The organism is Escherichia albertii NBRC 107761 = DSM 17582, assembly GCF_000759775.1.
Taxonomy (GTDB): domain Bacteria; phylum Pseudomonadota; class Gammaproteobacteria; order Enterobacterales; family Enterobacteriaceae; genus Escherichia; species Escherichia albertii.
On the sequence record NZ_BBMY01000019.1, the window covers coordinates 1 to 18801 of the forward strand.

The window sequence follows — 18801 nt, forward strand, 5'->3', positions numbered from 1 at the left end:
GATGCCTCAACCCCAGCAGTGACGGGGGCTGCAGAGAATTCCCCCCGATCATGCTAATTATTACGACAACTGATTTTCCCGAACTACTTCATTTACCTGATTAATTGTTCCGCTTTCGATACGATTTGCGAGCTGGATCGCGCAGGCAGATCATAATTGTAAATATCTGTTCGATACTGGGTACGACCGTCTGCGCCAACGAAGGCTGTCAGGTAGTAGAGATTCACTGGAATTGACTGCCGGATATTAACGTACCGGGTATCGCCCTGCTTCAGCGCATCGGAAATACGTTTGTCATTCCAGCCAGCATCCTGCAACAGCATATTCGCCAGTTCAGATGCTTTATTCACCCGCACACAGCCAGAGCTCAACGCGCGGGTATCACGCTTGAACAAGTTGTGATTCGGCGTGTCATGCAAATAAATTGCCTCTGAACTCGGCATATTGAATTTATACCGTCCCAGTGAGTTTCGTGGGCCAGGAGCCTGCTGGAAGCGGAACGGCAAATTCGAGGCCGTGATCGTTGACCAGTCAACTTGCCACGGATCAATTGCTTCTTTGCTGTTCCAGCCGCGCATCACCGTATAACCATGGCTTTCAAGATATCCCGGATCGTTACGCACTTTCGGCAGAATATCTTTACGGGCCAGAGTCGGCGGCACATTCCACGGTGGGTTAACCACCACGTTATTTAAAGCGCTACTCATCATTGGCGTTTTGCGATCGGGGCGACCGACAATCACTCGCGAGTCCAGCACCTGATTGCCGTTCTGGTAATAGACCAAAGAATAGGCTGGAATATTAACCATGATGCCAGTAGAAAGCTCAGCAGGTAGCAAGCGTAAACGTTGGATATTGAGCGCCAGAACCCCGGCACGCTGAGCCGGGGTGACGTTTAACCAGTCACGCGTAGCCGGACCAATAGTGCCATCCGCGCCTAATCCTTGCCACGCCTGAAAACGTTTAACAGCATTCACCAGTTCACTATTATAGGCCGCGCGGACGGCTGGTGCGGGTTTACTGTGGGCCGTCGTTTGTCTGTTTATCGGCTGCGTTCCTGCTGTTTCAACGGCAGCGGCAGACGGGCTAACCGCCCCATCAGGCTGCGTGTCATCTCCTGGAAGAGCTATTTTCGGCCCCCCTTCCAGCATTCCAGTACGTTGTAAAATCTCGCGTAGCGCCGGAACGTCGTTACTCCACTGACCAGGACGAAGTGTTGCCTTTCCCGTCAACTGTGGCCACGGTTTGTTATCGCTTAACAAGGCCAATAAAGACTCATGCATCGCAGCATATTGCGGATGCTGCGGCGCCAGCCCTGCAACAAAAGTAGGTAATTGACCATTGTCCAGCGCCACCTGCCATTGGTTGATCACCGAAAGCGGAGGTGTTGAAAGTGCATAAGGTTTACTGCTGTATAGCCAGCGAGTCCCTTTAACCGGGATATTTGCAATAAAGTGGAGATACCCCATCATCGCATCCGAAAGCACCACATCACGTGCCATTCCGTTAACGCCAGGATCGGTCAGCAACTCCACCCATTTGTTAAATTGCGGCTGAAAACCGGCAATCGCCACTTCCGCCAGTTGCTGTTGAAAGGCTTTAACAGCATCGCGGTTTTCCCACATCGGCAGCATATCGCGTGCAGCATACAGCAGTTGAAGCTGGTTCAGATAAACCGGCTTATAACCTGCGGGTAATAGAGATTCGATTTGCGCGCGGGCTTTTTCTACCGCACCTTCCGGTAACGGCTGGATCCCCGCCATTATTGCCGTAGCTTGCGCCTGCGGCAGTACATCGCCCTGTTCGCTAACAGTCACTGGACTGTCACCAGGGATCACTTCAGGCTCATCGGCCTGCACACTGAACAGTGGAGCGAATGTTACGGCCAGGCATAAACTGATTGCCGAAAGCCGACGACCACACATCATGTTAAGCAACATCCCTTGCCCCCTGTTTTTATCATACTCTGAATAGCCAGGCTGTTATTTTACGACTTGCCTGTAAAACGCCAATACTCACGAAAGTATGACGAGCAAGCCTGTTACTCATCAGACTTACCTTCAGTATATAAACGCCGATACGTTTTTACCTAACCTAATGTAAAGAAGTTTAAAGAAAAGTGCGCTGTAATGCGGCATTATTTTAGTGCAGAAACGGAGTTTTCCGAAAAGGAAAAGGCGGCATTGCTGCCGCCCTAATCTTAGCTCGCCTGGGAGGGCGCTTCGTCAGTTCCTGGAAGCGTCTCAGGGAGTTGCGGTGCAAAGCCTCGCAGGCCGACGACGTGAACGTGTTCGGTATTCTGGAAGACTTTACGTACCAGTTTATAGGTGGTGCCTTTCTCCGGGCTGATATTTTCTGGTGCCGCGATGATGAGCTGCATTTGCAAACGTTCACACAATTCAAACAGCGTGGCGATCGAACGAGCATCCAGTCGCGCTGCCTCATCAAGGAACAGTAGACGGCAAGGAGAGATATCTTTACCGCGCAGACGGCGTGATTCATCCTCCCAGCTCTGCACCACCATCACCAGAATCGACATACCAGTACCGATGGCCTCACCGGTCGACAATGCGCCAGACTCCGCTCGCAACCAGCCATCGGAACCACGGTTAACCTCAACTTCCATCTCCAGGTAGTTACGGTAATCCAGCAGTTCTTCACCAATAGTCTGCGGCGTACGCTGGCCCATATCAATTTGCGGATTAAGACGCTGATACAATTTCGCCAGCGCTTCCGAGAAGGTCAGACGGTTGCTGTTAAACAAATCCTGGTGTTGTTCATGCTGTTCAGAAAGCACATCCAGCAACATGGCGTGAGTTTCACGCACGTTCACGTTGAGACGCACGCTGTTAACCTGACCAAACGATACACTCTGCAAGCCCTGGTTAAGCATGCGAATACGGTTCTGCTCGCGCTGAATGGTTTTGCGAATAATGTTCGCCACGCTGCGAGAGCTGATCGCCAGTTTCTGCTCGCGGGAAGTTAGCTCTTCGGTCAGACGGCTAAGTTCGATCTCCATCTGCTCGATAGCTTCCACCGGATCATCAGTACGAATAATATCCTGACGAATACGCTCGCGCAGATGCTGATAAACCGCCACGAAGAACTGAATTTTACGTTCCGGGCGTTTTGGATCTTCCGACATACGCAGTACGTCGCGCAGATGTTCATTATCCGCCACCGCCAGACGCAACGCACCCAACGCCTTATCCGACATGGAACGCAGATCGTCAGCAGAGAGATAAGCCAGCTCACGACGATGTAAGCGACGCTCAACGCCGTTATCTTTCACCATGCGCATAACCGCACACCAGCCCGCTTTGGCGGTCACCACCTGCTCGCGCATTTCATGGTAGTCACGCTCCAGCTTGCGCAGTTTCCGGGTCAGGTTGTCCATCTCCGCTTCGCAAAAAGTAAGCGCTTTCTCCAGTTGGTTGCGACGAGAACGGTTATTGCTCAGTTGCGCGTGAAGCTCATCACGACGAATACGCGCGCGCTCTTCTGCACCGCTATCGGCACGCACGCCAATATCCTGCAGTTCGCGTTGCAGATCGTTAAGCAGCTCTTTTTTGGTGTCATAAGAACTTTTTAGTGATGCCAGCACCTGGTTGTACTGGTTCAACTGAGTGGCATGACCGCGCAGCGCTTCACGGGCGCGAGTACGCTCTGCTTCTGCATGTTCCAGACGCTCACGCAGTTTTTCGTTGAGATCGCTATTACCGCTGAGCATTTCTGCCGAGTCAGAGTAGCTAAAGTGCGCACGACGCTGCACCACTTCCGTCAGGGCAAACGCCTGCTGACGGGCATCTCGCTGCATCTGCTGAGAGTACGCGTAATCTTCTTTTAACTGTTCGAACTGTTCCGGGTCGCTCTGCAATACCGAAACGATCGGTTCCAGTTTCGCCAGTTGATTGCCAAACTGCTGAACAAAACGCGCCGCTTCCTGGGCTTCATCCAGACGTTCGCGGATTTCATCGACGCGATCCGCCAGGCTGTCATCAGCCAACAGGTTGAGACGCGGCAGAATGCGGTTCAGCGCCGTAACGCCCTCTTTCGCCTGCTCAAACTGAATACGCTGCTGCTGGTTATCATTTTCATGATTACTCAACGCCCGCTCCAGTTCGACGCGACGGCTGTTTAGTTGACGGATTTCGGCTTCCGGGTCAGACTCAAACGCCACTGCCAGATGGCTGCCGATAAAGCGGCTGAACGCCTGATGCAGACGCTGGGTTTTCTGTACATCAAAGGAGAGCGTAGCGAAACGTTCGGAAAGCACTTCACGCTCGGCATGAAGACTTTCGATACGACTTTCACGCGCCGCACGACCAAACAACGGCACTTCCGGGAAGCGGGAGTAACGCCACTGGCGATCGGCGATTTTCACCACTACCGCTTTTTCCAGCTCATCAACGCTGAACACGCTGTCATCAAACGACTGCGGATCCCCTTCGATCAAGTAGAGATCTTCCGGGCAATCGGTTAAACCTTCCAGTTGTTCAGCAACTTGCGACAGATCCGGTACCACAATGGCGTGGCGAGACGGGCCATACAGCGCCGAGAAATATGGTGCATCTTCCAGGCTGACATCATCATAAATTTCTGACAGCAACACACCACCAAACCGTTCTGCCAGAGCATTCAGACGCTGATCTTCAGAACCGCCTGGCTGGCTTAAACGCTCAATCTCTTCATCGACGGCGTTTTTGCGCGCGCCCACTTCATCACGTTCAACAATGGCCTCGCGCTCGCGCTCCAGCAACTGTTGCAGATATTCGGTAACGTCTTGGCTGGAGGTGAATTCTTCACCGCACTGTTCGCTCAATTGGTTGAGACTGTTCTGCGCGGCCAGCCAAATCGGCGCACGCTGCATCAGACTCTGAATGCGAGACTGCAGTTGTTCCTGTTCCTGACGCAGCGCCATCCGCTCTTCACGGGCACTGGAAACGCTATCAGAAAGTGAAGCTATACGTGCTTCGAGTTCCTGATGCAGGGCTTCCAGCTCGTCGATATCAAAATTCTTGCCCTGACGTTTGCAGAAATCTGCCAGCAGGCGCTCGGCTTCCTGCTGCTCGCGCAGGCGCTGTTCCAGTTCGCTTAAGCGCATCCGCAGCGGCTGAACCTGTTCTGCCAGGTGGCGCTGATCGACCCCTTCACGCAGCAATTCGCGAGCGACATCCCATGCTTCGTTACGCGCCAGCGGGCCGTTGATTGCTACGACTAATTGGTAAGCCTGTTCAAACTGGCTGTGCGCGGTTTGCGCCATGCTCATTTTCTGCTCAAGAGAGAGCATTTTTTCGGTCGCTTCCAGCTCTTTCGCCTGGAAGGTTTCCAGCCATTCTGCGGCGCTGTCGGCGGTTAAGTCCGGCAGATGACACAACTCTTTGGCACGATTAAGCGCGGCAATCGCCTGGTTGTACTGAATTGCACGCGTTTGCTGGACGTCCAGCGCCTGCTGGTAGTCAGCAAGCTGGCTTTTCAGTTCATCCACTTCCAGCTCGGCAGCTTCTGCACGCGCTTCGTTTTCTTCCTGGCGCTCAATGGCTTCCGCTACTACTTCGTTTTGCTCTTCCAGACGGATCTGCAGCTCATCAAGGTCCGCTTCGTAGCGTTCGATCTTCTCCTGTTGACGCAGTGCTGTCTGCACCAGATTCAGGTGATCGCTGGCAGCCTGATAATCTGCTTCCAGATCGCCTTCGGCGCCGTTGTGTTCCGCCAGTTCACGTGCCATATCGACGTGTTTGTACTGCTCCGCCGCCAGTTGCTGACGCGAAATATGTAGCTCACGACGAAACTCCAGCGCTTTATCAAGATGAACACGGCGCTCGTTGGCGTGACGCATGTAGTCTGCCGCCACGTAGTTGGTAGCTTCGCTAATCAGATGCTTAAACAGGTCACGGTCCGACTGAGTGACGCGAATCGCTTCCAGCGTCATACGGTTTTCACGCAGCGCCGCTTCCATATCCTGAAACGCTTTACGCACACCGCTGTTTTCCGGCAACAGGTAGTCGCGCAGAGAACGGGTAATGGCGCTGGAAATACCACCGTACAGCGAAGCTTCGATTAGACGGTAGAATTTGCTACGGTCAGAGGCCGAGCGCAAACGACGCGCAATGATGCCCAGATCGAACATCAGCGAATGGTAATCGGTAATGGAGTTGAACTGCTTAAACTGCACGCCTTCCATCGCCTCGAGCTTCTCTTTCAGCTCGTTCAGCGGCAGCACACGCGCCTGGCGTTCATTCAGGGTTTCGGTCACCAGTTGCGTCGGCAACACCGACATCGGCAAGCCCTGAATCGCAAACGGTTTGATATCGACTTTACGATCGCGCCCGGCGACCTGTTGTAAACGCACACCAACCAGTACACGCTGATGGCGTGAATTAATGGTGTCGAGAATCGAATAACAGACCCCGGCTTTCAACTTCCCGTGCAAGCCTTTATCGCGTGAACCACTTGTGGCCCCTGCTTCCGTGGTGTTACGGAAATGCAGCAGGGTCAGGTCGGGAATCAGCGCCGTAACAAACGCCGCCATGGTGGTGGATTTACCAGCCCCGTTACCGCCGGAAAGCGTCGTGACCAGCTCATCAAGGTCAAAGGTACGGGCAAAAAAGCCGTTCCAGTTAATCAGCGTCAGTGAGCGAAATTTACCGCGTTCAATCATTATTCTTCCTCTCCGCTATCTGGCTGATTCTCTTCGGTTTCATCATTGAGTTGCAGGTGATTTTCCAGCGACATTGCTTCACCATCGCGAATCAGGCGACGCTGGGCCTCGCGCGGATCGTCGCCAGCACGCACATCCGCACCAAAACGAAACACCGATTCCGTAATGCGGAATTTGCTGCTGTCATGCCCCATAAACCACACCATACCTAAGCGACGCAGACGGTTAAGCGAGGAACGTACTTTTTCCTGCAACTTCTGGCGATCGACGTCTGAACCGGTAGAACGGTTGTTTACCAGTTTCAGCAGTTTCGCTTCATCGGCCAGGGTGAGCAGTTCGTCATACAATTCCTGCTGGGTAAAGATTCCCTCGTTCGCCAGCCGCTCCGGGCTAAGATAAAGATAACAAAGGATTTTCCCGACCATCATGTCCAGCTCTGATAACACGGAACGCGGGATCAACGTGGTGGAACGTGGACGTAAATAGAAGAAACCTTCCGGCGCGCGAATAAGCTCAACGTTATAACGCGCGTAAAACTCTTCCAGATATTCCTGAAAATCCATCAGGAAAGCATGATTGTCCAGTTCGTCGAGGCCGATATGGCGACCTGAACGTAAAGCGCTATCCAGCGCCGGAAATAACGGATTCGCCAGCGCTTGCGCCAGCTTAACCGGCATCACTTGTTCAATATTTGTCGATGACATGCGCCTGTACCTTGGCTCCGTAATCATTAATCGGCTGCCATTTCGCTGGCAGTCCGGTGAAGTCTGCTTGCGCTACGCCGAGGCGTACCGCCTGATCAATAACGATGCGCGCAACATCAAAGTGACGCGCACGTGGATACTGCGACAGATATTCGCGTACCACCAGACCAAGATCCAGCGGTACTTGTCTGGTTTTATATACAGCAAGCTGCTCTTCGATGATCGCCGCCAGTTGCTCACGGATCTCGTTAAACTCTTCGTACTCTAAATCTGGCGGAAGTTCCCCGGTCACTTCGTCGTCACGCAATGCCATCTCTTCGTCACGCATATCCAGCAGACGATCGGCATTGGCGTAAGTCAGCGCCCACGGAGCATCAAAGTAGGTTTGTACCGACTGACGCAATCGCTGGGCAAAGACGCGGTTTTTATCCATATCGATAGCAGTACGGATAAATTTATGTACGTGGCGGTCATAGCCGATCCACAAGTCGATGGATTGCTGGCCCCAACTGATAATACGATCGAGCTTGCTTTGCAGATCGAATACCAGACGATCGACAAAATGTAGATCATCATGGGTCATGGTGGCTTCCTGAATGCGTAACAGGTTGGCCTGCAATTTGTCGCCTGCCGCTTCCAGTGTATCCTGCAATTCACGCAGCGTTCCTGAGGTTTCCGAAAGCAACAATTCACAGCTGGAAATCGCTGCTCGCCAGTCTTTATTCAGCAACTGAGCGATGTCGTCTTTCACCTGCTGCTGCTGTTCGTCCATCAGACGTTGCGTCAGGTCGATACTGTCGAAAATTTCCGCCACCGAATATTTCAGCGGCGCATAAACGTTACGATGCCAGTGAAACTCATCACCGCCCTCTTCTGCGGCATCCGCTGCACGCTTCAGTTCGCCTGCAACGATCGACAACTGCATAGAAAGGCGCAGCGTAGAAAACTCGCGCTGACGAATGTAGTAATCCGTAATGCCAATGCCGAGCGGCGTCAGACGGTAAATGGCGTTCCCTTCCGCCTGTTCGCTGGTAAAGCGGTTCAGCAGACGTTGACGCACCATGTCGTTGATCGCGTTGTTGGCGCGCACACCGATGGTTTCGCTGGTTTGCTCAAACGCATCACTCACATGGCGGAATGCATCCACCAGCTCGCCTTCGCTCATCTCACCGTCCAGACGCTCGCCGTTCAGCGTGGCAACCGCCAGCAGAAAGGAGAGTCGGTCTACCGGCAACGAGATGGAGAAGTCATTTTTTCTGGCCCAGGCAACCAGTTCGGGGACTGTCTGGGAAAATTCACTCATACTTTATCCTTGCTCTGCGGTTTGCGCGCGGTGACATGAATATAACGCCCCAGGTTAATATACGGTTCCTGGCGGCAATAATGCGTTTCTAATTCAAGTAATGCTTCGTAGCAATCGCGCTGTTGGTGCTTTTCACGCAGATAATCATGAAACACGCGAACGCCTGTTTTACCTGTAATTTGCCAGCCAGCTTCTTCCAGCCACAGATAAACCTGCGCCGGATCGCGTGGATAGTCTGGCGAAAGCGTCCGTTTTTTCTTTTTCGGCATTCCCGCCTGCACGTAATCAAAATTCCCTGCAACCATGTTGTGCATCAGCAAGCCATGCGCATTGTAGAACATTAACGACAACACGCCGCCCGGGCGTAACACTGACCACAGTGTTTGTAATACGCCACGGGGATCGGCTACCCATTCCAGCACCGCATGGAACAATATCAGATCAACGGGCGTTTCCAAATGTGAAGCAACGTCCTGAGCGGCGCAATGTATAAATTGCATGTTGTCGCTCACACCTTTTGCCTCAGCCGCCTGTTTTGCGCGACCAATCATCTGCTCCGAGAGATCGCATAAAATGACCTGATGTCCGCACTCAGCCATTTTGATCGCGGTCTGTCCTTCACCACCGCCGGCATCTAACACACGCAGTTTTTGCTGACCTATATCTGCCAGTACGCGATCGAGATCTTGCCACAGAATAGCCTGTCGAAGCAGCCCTTTGGTGGTGCCGTAAATGTTACGGGAAAACTTTTCCGCAATATCATCAAAGTTGCGATCCTGCATTGCTTTCTCCACCGGTTGGCTAAGACGTTTTCTGATAAAGGCGCTATTTTGTCACAGCCGCGATGAGAATGAACCCGTCTGGTGTAATATCACGGTCGATCTCTCGCTATATGGTTAAAAAAGGAACCAGGAAGGATGCTTTTTACACTGAAAAAAGTGATTGGCGGTATGCTACTGCCGCTTCCATTGATGCTGATAATTATCGGCGTGGGTCTGGCGCTACTCTGGTTTAGTCGTTTTCAAAAAACTGGAAAAATATTTATTAGCATTGGATGGCTGGCGCTTTTCTTATTAAGTTTGCAGCCCATAGCCGACTACCTGCTGCGCCCCATAGAAAGCACCTATCCGACATGGAATAATTCGCAAAAAATGGACTATATCGTGGTATTGGGTGGCGGCTATACCTAGAACCCGCAGTGGGCACCAGGCTCGAATTTAATTAATAACAGTTTGCCGCGCCTGAACGAGGGGGTTCGTCTGTGGCGCGCCAATCCTGGCGCAAAGTTAATCTTTACCGGTGGGGTGGCGCAAACCAATACGGTCAGCGCAGCGGAAGTGGGAGCCAGAGTTGCACAATCGCTCGGCGTCCCGCGCGAGCAAATTATCACCCTGGATTTACCAAAGGATACCGAAGAAGAAGCTGCAGCGGTGAAACAGGCAATTGGCAACGCCCCTTTCCTGCTGGTGACTTCTGCATCTCATTTACCCCGCGCGATGATCTTTTTTCAACAAGCAGGGCTGAAACCACTGCCGGCGCCGGCAAATCAGTTGGCTATCGACTCACCGCTTAATCCATGGGAACGAGCAATTCCGTCTCCGGTCTGGTTGATGCATAGCGATCGTGTGGGTTACGAAACGCTCGGTCGTCTCTGGCAATGGCTAAAAGCTCCGTCAGACAAGCCAGGGCAACAGTGATTTTGCCGCCAGGTCGAAGTTACTGCGGTTAAAGCGCCCGGTATTAACCAGTTGCGCAACCTCATTCCATAAAACATATAGCCAACGCCGCCAGATGAAGGATTCTGCCACTGGCGCGCGTTGCAGATAACTCCAGAGCAAATCTTCCGCCAGGGGATTATCCATCAAGCGAAACAGCTCATACTCGCGCGGCGCCCAGAGCATGAGGCCAGGCCCGACCATCGCCAGCAACTGATCGCTGCGGGAATCTTTCAACATACTGCGCAAGCAAAAATTGCCGTGGATCAGCACGCAATTATCGTTAAATCCTTCAAACAGTGCCGGCAGACATTCACGTGTACGGAACAGGATCCGTTTATCCTGCATGGTTAAGCCAGTATTATTGAACTGATTGAGTGTCGCCCATTGCACTTCAACATGTTGCTGATACCAGGAAGGCCAGAAATTTTCCTGAGTATTATCTACCGGACCGACGCAGCCGCGACTGTCCTGACGGTGCCAGGCCAGCAACGCTTCCACGATTTGATCTTTTAGATGCCCCCAGCGTTCTGGCGTACGTGCGGGCGCTTCGACAGAAACGCCACGCATTCGCTCCAGCAACAAGACATCAGGTCCAGGATGCTCCTCATGCGTCATCACGCCATAGATTGTCGGCATCCGAACAGTCCCACTTCGTGCCAACATGGTCGTTTTCCATGCCAACTGCCGGGCCTGCCCTGGAGTACTAAAGCTTCTTGCCATCAACGGCATTGGGTTTCCCTTGCTGTCGTACAAAGCCCACAATGCTGTATTCGCTTTTTCATTAACACACTCAATACGACTGAGTTTTTCGCCCAGCAGATGGCTTAATTCGGCACGCAGCTGTTCCATTCAGATTACCCTCATAAAAGCTACTGCTTTCATAATGAGCGTCAATATAAAAGATGTCACCTGAATGAGATCAATTGTTGAAAAGAAAAATTGAGGAAAATCGTAACGGTACGACACTCCTCCCAGTATTGGGAGGAGTGTTCTGGAAATGAGTTAACGCATTTCAGCACGAACGCGTTCGAGATCTTCGGGAGTATCGACGCCCGTTCCCGGTACTTCCTGGGCTACAGCAACGTGGATTTTTTCGCCGTACCACAGGACGCGAAGTTGCTCCAGCATTTCGATGTGTTCTAACGGGCTCGGTTGCCAGTTAACATAACGACGAATAAAGCCCGCGCGGTAGCCATAAATCCCCAAATGACGCAGGAAATAATCGCCAACGGTTTGCTGACTTTTTGCGAAACGGTCACGATCCCACGGAATGGTGGCACGCGAAAAGTACAGTGCATAACCTTCGGCATCGAGAACCACTTTCACCGCATTTGGGTTAAAGGCTTCTTCCGCGCTGTGAATAGGCACCGCCAGAGTCGCCATTCCCACCTGACGCTGGGCGAGGTTATCGGCAACCTGACGAATGATTGTCGCGGGGATCATGGGTTCATCACCCTGTACATTCACGATGATCGTGTCGTCGCTAAACGCACATTTTTCGACAACTTCCGCCAGACGCTCAGTGCCTGACTGATGATCGGCTCGCGTCATGCATACTTCCCCCCCCGCGGCTTCAACGGCGCGAGCGACATCTTCATGATCGGTTGCAACAATGATGCGCTCAGCTCCCGATTCTCGGGCGCGCTCAAGCACATGAACAATCATGGACTTGCCGTTGATATCAACAAGCGGTTTACCGGGCAAGCGCGTAGAAGAGTAACGAGCAGGAATAATGACAACAAAACTCATGATTTACTCTCATCAGCAGTCAGCACACGGGCTTCCGTTTCCAGTAGCACTGGAATGCCATCGCGCAGCGGGAAAGCCAGGTTGTCCAGTTTGCAAATCAGTTCTTGTTTTTCCTGGTTATACCAAAGTTTGCCGTTGCAAACCGGACAGGCAATGATTTCAAGCAGACGATGATCCATAGTTCCTCCTGATGGATCGGGTTATGAATGCATAAATCTTATCATAATCATTTATACGTAGGGGGCTATTTCCCAGCCTGTACGGCAATCGGTAAAGAGACCTTGTGGACAGCGTCCTAATGTCACCCGCGTCGCCTGCTGCCAGCTAGCGAAATCAGTAATCGCCTGGCGCAGTCCTTTTTGAAGAGGAGCCGTCTGTTTGATGCCATCCTGTAACCAGAGGGAGATAATTTCAAGAACACCCGCCTGACGATGCATTTTGGCATCCATTCGCCCGACTAATTGCCCACGGTGTAATAACGGTAGAACGAAATAGCCATACTGACGTTTGGGCGCTGGCGTGTAGCACTCGAGCCGATAGCTAAAATCAAAGAGTTGCTCTGCGCGTTTGCGATCCCAGACAACAGGATCAAAAGGGGACAACACCACGCTGTGCGTTGCAATGAGATTTCCTGCGAGCGCGCGTTCCAGCAGCGGCAATAAATCGGCATGCAGCCAAAGATTTCCCAACTTTTCAACATGCAGAGCAATGATTTGCCGCTGTTCAGCCCGCATATCGCGCCAATTCCCCAACGCCGGGCGCTTCAGTCGATAGTAATCGACCAGCCACTGTTCTCGAAAGATTCCCAGACTACGCGCACTATTATCCAGCATGGCAATTTCAGCTTCCGCTTGCGAAATGAGATCACGTTCGTCATCCCAATGCGGCATGACGCGATGGGTTAAATCATAGACACGCTGGAAATTGCGCCGTTCAACCACCATCACCTTCCCAGCGGTAAATAGTCCTTCCAGATGCCGTTTATGCGGCTTCCACTCCCACCAGCCGCTCGCTCCTGTACGCGGATGTTCAAAATCGGCTGAGCGAACCGGTCCGTTATCCTGAATATGCTGAATTAGCTGTTCTATTTCTGCCACATGTTCCTGCATCCAGGTGTCTTTGTATTTCCAGCCCATTTTCTCAGGTGCCAACATTCGATGGCGAATGAGATGGAAATCGCTACGCGGCATAAAGCAGGCTTCATGCGCCCAGTATTCCATTAATTCACCACGTACCAGCGACTCATCCAACCACTGCGGGGGATAATGCCCCAGACGGCTGAAAAGCACCAGATAGGGACTACGCGCCACGATATTTATGGTGTCGATTTGCAACAGAGACATGCGAGAAATCGTCGCCAGGATATCCCCCGGCAACGCACGGCTGCGGGATTTTGTTAACAAGCCTTGCGCGGCAAGGTGCAGATTACGTGCATCGGTAAGGGAAAGGTGCGGCAGCGACATTCATGGCTCCATCAATTGAACGCTGCCGTGGCGAAATTAGTTGCCAGAAGCCAGCGAAGAAAGTTGCGCGAGCAGTTCGTCTGGTTCATCGCCCGTAAGCCGCGCATCAACGGGCAAATACCACCAGTTATCTTCCGCAAAAGCACGGCATTTCACCGCATCTTTTTCCGTCATGACCAGCGTCTGCCCGGCGCTTAACAACGCACTAACCCCCGCATGATCAAGGAACTGATGATCGGCCAGCGCGACACATTTCTCCGGTTGAACCCCGCACATCTTCAGCGTAGCGAAAAAGCGCGGTGGGTGACCAATTCCAGCCATCGCCACCACATGTTCCAGTTGTGCGACATCACTACGAGCACCGGTACGCAAATTTATCGCCTGACCGGGTATAAGATACATTGGAATTTCACCACTGCGCGGTACTCCACCGTTGACAATAACCGCATCAACCGATTTTAAGCGACTGGCTCGCTCACGCATTGGCCCCGCAGGCAACCACCAACCATTACCAAAGCGACGCACGCCGTCAATAACGACAATCTCCACATCCCGCGCCAGACGATAATGCTGTAAACCGTCGTCAGTCACGATAATTTGCACATCGGGATGTTGCGCCAGAATCGCTTTTACCGCATCAGAACGTACAGGAGAAACCGCAACGGGCGCACCAGTACGCTGATAAATCAGTACAGGTTCATCGCCTGCCTGTGTGGTGGTAGTATCTGCCGACAGCAACAACGGATACGACTCAGCTTTACCACCATAACCGCGGGACACGACACCAACATGAATACCACGTTGTTGCAGTTGTTCCACCAGCCAGATAACAACCGGCGTTTTTCCGTTGCCGCCTGCAGTCAGGTTTCCAACCACGACCACAGGCACCGGAGCGCGCCAGGCGCGTTTCAGTTTTAATTTATAGCAAAGGCGGATAGCGCCACTCACCAGGCCATACAGCCAGGAGAGTGGCAGCAACAGCCGCCACAGAGGAGATTCACCAGACCAGATTTTTTCGATCATTGGCCAAACTGCATTTTGTGAAGTTGCGCGTAGACGCCACGGTGCTCCAGCAAATCGTTGTGCGTACCACGCTCCACAATAACCCCGTCCTCAACGACCACGATTTCGTCTGCTTTCTCGATGGTAGACAAGCGGTGGGCAATCACTAATGAAGTACGGTTTTTCTGCAGCTCATCCAACGCCGCCTGAATTGCACGTTCAGATTCGGTATCCAGCGCCGAAGTGGCTTCATCAAGGATCAATATCGGGCTGTCACGCAACAAAGCCCGGGCGATGGCAATACGCTGACGCTGACCACCGGAGAGCAACACACCGTTTTCACCAATTACCGTATCAAGACCTTTATCCATCTTATTGATAAAGTCCATGGCATAGGCCATACGCGCCGCTTCTTCAATTTGCTCACGGCTATACTGTTCAGTACGCGCATAAGCAATGTTGTTGGCAACCGTATCGTTAAACAGATGAACATTCTGCGACACCAGCGCAACCTGATTACGTAACGATGTCAGAGTATATTCGCGCAGATCGTGACCATCCATCAGGATCTCGCCTTCCTCAATATCGTAAAAACGGGTAATCAGGCTGGCGATAGTCGACTTACCCGACCCAGAACGCCCGACCAGCGCGACTGTTTTCCCTGCCGGAATTTTCAGGTTGATATTACGCAACGCAGGAACATCACGCCCAGGATAGGTAAAGGTAACGTTGCGGAATTCCACATCGCCGGTGGCACGTTCAATCTCTCGTTTACCTTCGTCTTTCTCTTGTTCACTATCCAGAATGGTGAACAACGTCTGACAAGCGGCCATACCGCGCTGGAACTGAGCGTTAACGTTGGTCAACGATTTCAGCGGACGCATTAACGCAATCATCGAAGAGAAAACGACAGTAATCGTACCGGCAGTCAGGCTATCCATGACGCTTGGGAAGCTCGCCGCATACAGAACAAAGGCCAGCGCCAAAGAGGCGATCAGCTGAATGATCGGATCAGAGATAGACGATGCAGATACCATCTTCATCCCCTGCAGACGCATCTTGTTGCTGACTTTATCAAAACGCTTCGTTTCTACTTCCTGACCACCAAAAATCAACACCTCTTTGTGGCCTTTCAGCATCTGTTCCGCACTGGTAGTCACCTGCCCCATGGTGTTCTGCATGTTCTTACTAATGCTGCGGAAACGCTTAGAAACAATACGGATTGCAATCGAGACAATCGGCGCCAGCACAATCAAAATAATTGACAGCTGCCAGCTGTAATAGAACATCATGGCGAACAGGCCAATAATGGATGCGCCTTCACGCACCACTGTAATCAGCGCACCAGAAGATGACGAAGCAACCTGTTCGGAATCATATGTGATACGTGACAACAGTGTTCCGGTTGACTGTTTGTCAAAAAATGACACCGGCATTCCCATCATATGGCCAAACAGACGGCGACGCATGGTCATTACCACTTTGCCCGATACCCAGGAGATGCAGTAGCTGGAGATATAGCTGGTGATACCACGTAAAATCATCAGACCAATAACCACCAGCGGCATCCACATCAGCACGGAGCGATCTGTTTTACCAAAGCCATCATCAAGAAGTGGCTTAAGGAGCGATAACATGAAGGTATCGCTGGCTGCGTTGAGGATTAACGCTACGCCCGCCACGATCAGACCCGCTTTAAAGGGCGCAATGGTTGGCCACAGTCGGCGGAATGTCTGCCACGTAGAGAGATCTTTGTCGTTATGCATTCAAAAAACCAGCATTTGTTGAAATAGCCGCATATTCTACCCGTTATCCACTGACACGCCAAACCACTGATGATACCAACGAGGTAAAATTTGTTCCCTTAGGCTGCTTACTCTCCAACCTCGCGCAGAAAAATTGACTGTTATTTGCCCCTGATGTGGGGTATCCGGCCATTGATAACCCTGTTGTTGATAGCGATGCTTAACTTTGTTCGAAGGCAATCGCCATGCGTTATAGCGTGATGCTGACGCCAGCGCCACCTTGCCATTCACTCGTTGAATGAATGGCAATGATGATGACGTATTACTGCCGTGATGAGGCACCTGGAGTAATGTTGCCTGCAACTGCGTCCAGTAACGACTTAGCATTTTTTGTTCAGCCGATGCTTCAATATCGCCAGTCAAAAGAATGCTATATGTTCCATCATCAATCTTAACCACGCAGGAATGGTTATTTCCTTTGTCATCACTACCAGGCAAGGGCCAATGAGCACTAAAGCGCAATCCTTGCCATTGCCACGCTTCACCACGTGCACAGGGCTGGTGATGCTCCCAGTTTAATGGGCTTCTGACCCATAACGTCGGCCAGGTATGCAATATTGAGTCCAGCCCTCCCCTATGATCCAAATGCTCGTGGCTAAGAATGATGCCTTCCGGTTCAATATTATGCCAACGCAGCCAGGGGATAATCAGTTGTTGCCCACTATCCCCCTCCGGCCAGGCCAGTCCCGTATCATAGAGAATCGCTTTGCCATTTCTGGCTATCACCGTTGCCAGCCCTTGCCCGACATCAAGCATGTACACCTGCCATTCATCAGGCCGGGGTTTTTGCCATAGCGGCCAGCACATCATAATTCCTCCAGCCAGACACACCGCAGGCAGCGTCCTCCATGCGTTGAATCGCCATATAATCAACAATAGCCACGGAGAAAATGACAGCCATTGCCAGCGTTCAGCAATATTGATCCATCCTTCGGGTAAATTTTTTAACGCCCAAAAGAGTAAGGCTAACGAACGGTCAGCAATAAGCCAAAGCCACTGTTCCACGATGATCGGTCCGCTTAAATGCACAATCATCGCGGCAAGGATCAATGGGACCGAAATAAATGTCACCAAGGGAATTGCAAACAAATTCGCCAGAAATGAGGTCAGACTAATACCGTGAAACATGACGATTTGTATTGGTAGTAACAGGAGCGTTATTCCCAACTGCAGATGGATGAGTGAAACGGCTGTGCGCAAGGTGGGCGGCAGCGACCAGACAGGACAGGGAAACCACTGATACCAGAAAATTAGCGCAGCCACTGCAGCGGCAGAGAGCCACAAGCTTTGCGAAAGAATAGCAACGGGATCCATCAGTAAAATTGCCGCCAGGCAGCATATCCATACATCCCAACTGCTCCATTGCCTCCCGCTCAACTTAAGCATTCCCCAGGTCGCGAGCGCCACTACAGTACGCAGTGCTGGCGGCTGCATTCCGGTCAGCCAGGCATAAAAAGCGGCACAGCAAATTCCGCCAATCAATGGCATCTGCCAGTAAATCCAACGCGAAGGAAGAAAAATTTGCCCCCCGCGAATTAGCCCCGCTGCCAGCAATGCCGCAAAGGCGATATGTAAGCCCGATATCGCCATCAAATGCGCCGTACCGGTATTGCGCATAATATTTTTGATTTCTTTAGGCACAGATAACCGTTCGCCCATACCTAAACCAAGAATAACCGCGTTCCACGGATAGGGTTGCAGAGTCATTTGTAACGACGCCAGATATTGCGCTCGCAGACGACAACCCGGTTCGATGACACTCGCCTGAAGAATGTGCCCGGTTAGCGGCTGGTGCTGGGCAACAGCAGAACGTTGGCTGTCAAAACCGCCGTCATTAAGTTGACCGTGAACCGCACGTACTTTGAGCTTCATTGCCCATTGCTGCCCGGCACAAACCGCTTGCGGCAAATATTCGCCATACAGTGTGATACCTGGCGACGGGAATAGCTGCCGTCCCTGGAGACGGGTAATTTGGCCATAATGAGTGGTCATACCATCAGTGGCGGTAATCTCGACGATTACATCCTGCGTCGTGCTGGTTAAGGTTTCTCCTGCCCATAAAATTTGCTTCGCTGCTAATACGCCCCAAAGAAAAAACAGTAATGTCAGCGATATATAACGGACGGCTTTAACAGAAATAAATGCAAGTACGCAGGCGAAGGCAGTCAGACACGCAAGGGTCAATGTCCCAGGCAATTGCGGCAAAATCAGCAGCGGAAAAATTCCGCAAATTATGCATACGCCGACCGTCGTTATTTTCATGCACTCCTCCCTGTTTTTGGAAAGTGTGCAATTTTGTTAAGCGGTTGTCTGGCGGGAGTTTTGCTTTCCCCGAGGCGCGTTCAAAAGAATTTAACGGAAAGGTGAAAACTACACAAAACTCTGCGAAGCAGCTT

The 18801-nt window shown here is 51.8% G+C and carries 12 protein-coding genes and 1 pseudogene; 1 reads left to right on the forward strand and 12 read right to left on the reverse strand.

Features of this window, described 5'->3' with window-relative positions:
• Positions 1 to 92: 92 nt before the first annotated feature.
• From ldtD to cmoM, 5 genes are all read right to left on the reverse strand, one after another.
• Positions 93 to 1940 (reverse strand): L,D-transpeptidase, encoded by a 1848-nt coding sequence (ldtD, locus tag EA14781_RS05470; RefSeq protein ID WP_000926034.1) that lies wholly within the window; start codon positions 1938 to 1940, stop codon positions 93 to 95.
• 260 nt (positions 1941 to 2200) lie between these two features.
• On the reverse strand, positions 2201 to 6661 hold the full coding sequence (gene mukB, locus EA14781_RS05475; protein ID WP_000572612.1) for a chromosome partition protein MukB: 4461 nt from the start codon (positions 6659 to 6661) through the stop codon (positions 2201 to 2203).
• Positions 6661 to 7365, reverse strand: coding sequence for a chromosome partition protein MukE (gene mukE, locus EA14781_RS05480; RefSeq protein ID WP_010329756.1), 705 nt, complete (start codon positions 7363 to 7365; stop codon positions 6661 to 6663). The genes mukB and mukE overlap by 1 nt, the downstream gene beginning before the upstream one ends.
• Positions 7346 to 8668 (reverse strand): chromosome partition protein MukF, encoded by a 1323-nt coding sequence (gene mukF, locus EA14781_RS05485; protein ID WP_001288860.1) that lies wholly within the window; start codon positions 8666 to 8668, stop codon positions 7346 to 7348. Before mukF ends, mukE begins: the two co-directional genes overlap by 20 nt.
• Entirely contained in the window at positions 8665 to 9450 is a 786-nt protein-coding gene (cmoM, locus tag EA14781_RS05490; protein WP_002462371.1) for a tRNA uridine 5-oxyacetic acid(34) methyltransferase CmoM, read from the reverse strand. The genes mukF and cmoM overlap by 4 nt, the downstream gene beginning before the upstream one ends.
• Positions 9451 to 9585: 135 nt before the next feature.
• Between cmoM and elyC the strand changes: the two are divergent.
• Positions 9586 to 10365: pseudogene (elyC, locus tag EA14781_RS05495) on the forward strand (envelope biogenesis factor ElyC).
• Here the strand turns inward: elyC and EA14781_RS05500 are convergent.
• The 7 genes from EA14781_RS05500 to EA14781_RS05530 form a co-directional block, all read right to left on the reverse strand.
• Positions 10342 to 11235 carry a YcbJ family phosphotransferase gene (locus EA14781_RS05500; RefSeq protein ID WP_000436934.1) on the reverse strand — a complete coding sequence of 298 codons (894 nt, stop codon included), beginning with the start codon at positions 11233 to 11235 and terminating at the stop codon, positions 10342 to 10344. The pseudogene elyC and the gene EA14781_RS05500 overlap by 24 nt on opposite strands.
• 153 nt (positions 11236 to 11388) lie before the next feature.
• Positions 11389 to 12135: a 3-deoxy-manno-octulosonate cytidylyltransferase gene (gene kdsB / locus EA14781_RS05505; protein ID WP_000011625.1), complete on the reverse strand. Its 747-nt coding sequence runs from the start codon at positions 12133 to 12135 to the stop codon at positions 11389 to 11391.
• Positions 12132 to 12314 carry a protein YcaR gene (gene ycaR, locus EA14781_RS05510; RefSeq protein ID WP_000350058.1) on the reverse strand — a complete coding sequence of 61 codons (183 nt, stop codon included), beginning with the start codon at positions 12312 to 12314 and terminating at the stop codon, positions 12132 to 12134. The genes kdsB and ycaR overlap by 4 nt, the downstream gene beginning before the upstream one ends.
• A gap of 51 nt (positions 12315 to 12365) precedes the next feature.
• Positions 12366 to 13598, reverse strand: coding sequence for a crosslink repair DNA glycosylase YcaQ (gene ycaQ, locus EA14781_RS05515; protein ID WP_000056560.1), 1233 nt, complete (start codon positions 13596 to 13598; stop codon positions 12366 to 12368).
• Between the two features lie 36 nt (positions 13599 to 13634).
• Positions 13635 to 14621, reverse strand: a complete 987-nt coding sequence (gene lpxK, locus EA14781_RS05520) for a tetraacyldisaccharide 4'-kinase (RefSeq protein WP_000570517.1) — start codon at positions 14619 to 14621, stop codon at positions 13635 to 13637.
• Positions 14618 to 16366, reverse strand: a complete 1749-nt coding sequence (gene msbA, locus EA14781_RS05525; RefSeq protein ID WP_000551258.1) for a lipid A ABC transporter ATP-binding protein/permease MsbA — start codon at positions 16364 to 16366, stop codon at positions 14618 to 14620. Before msbA ends, lpxK begins: the two co-directional genes overlap by 4 nt.
• Before the next feature lie 36 nt (positions 16367 to 16402).
• A complete protein-coding gene (locus EA14781_RS05530) occupies positions 16403 to 18667 on the reverse strand; it encodes a ComEC family protein (RefSeq protein ID WP_000705672.1) in 2265 nt (754 codons plus the stop codon).
• Positions 18668 to 18801 lie beyond the last annotated feature (134 nt).

Excerpts from the sequence above, each read along its gene's own strand:
- ldtD (WP_000926034.1), bottom strand. The coding sequence starts at position 1,940 with ATGTTGCTTAACATGATGTGTGGTCGTCGGCTTTCGGCAATCAGTTTA.
- mukB (WP_000572612.1), bottom strand. The coding sequence starts at position 6,661 with ATGATTGAACGCGGTAAATTTCGCTCACTGACGCTGATTAACTGGAAC.
- mukE (WP_010329756.1), bottom strand. The coding sequence starts at position 7,365 with ATGTCATCGACAAATATTGAACAAGTGATGCCGGTTAAGCTGGCGCAA.
- mukF (WP_001288860.1), bottom strand. The coding sequence starts at position 8,668 with ATGAGTGAATTTTCCCAGACAGTCCCCGAACTGGTTGCCTGGGCCAGA.
- cmoM (WP_002462371.1), bottom strand. The coding sequence starts at position 9,450 with ATGCAGGATCGCAACTTTGATGATATTGCGGAAAAGTTTTCCCGTAAC.
- EA14781_RS05500 (WP_000436934.1), bottom strand. The coding sequence starts at position 11,235 with ATGGAACAGCTGCGTGCCGAATTAAGCCATCTGCTGGGCGAAAAACTC.
- kdsB (WP_000011625.1), bottom strand. The coding sequence starts at position 12,135 with ATGAGTTTTGTTGTCATTATTCCTGCTCGTTACTCTTCTACGCGCTTG.
- ycaR (WP_000350058.1), bottom strand. The coding sequence starts at position 12,314 with ATGGATCATCGTCTGCTTGAAATCATTGCCTGTCCGGTTTGCAACGGC.
- ycaQ (WP_000056560.1), bottom strand. The coding sequence starts at position 13,598 with ATGTCGCTGCCGCACCTTTCCCTTACCGATGCACGTAATCTGCACCTT.
- lpxK (WP_000570517.1), bottom strand. The coding sequence starts at position 14,621 with ATGATCGAAAAAATCTGGTCTGGTGAATCTCCTCTGTGGCGGCTGTTG.
- msbA (WP_000551258.1), bottom strand. The coding sequence starts at position 16,366 with ATGCATAACGACAAAGATCTCTCTACGTGGCAGACATTCCGCCGACTG.
- EA14781_RS05530 (WP_000705672.1), bottom strand. The coding sequence starts at position 18,667 with ATGAAAATAACGACGGTCGGCGTATGCATAATTTGCGGAATTTTTCCG.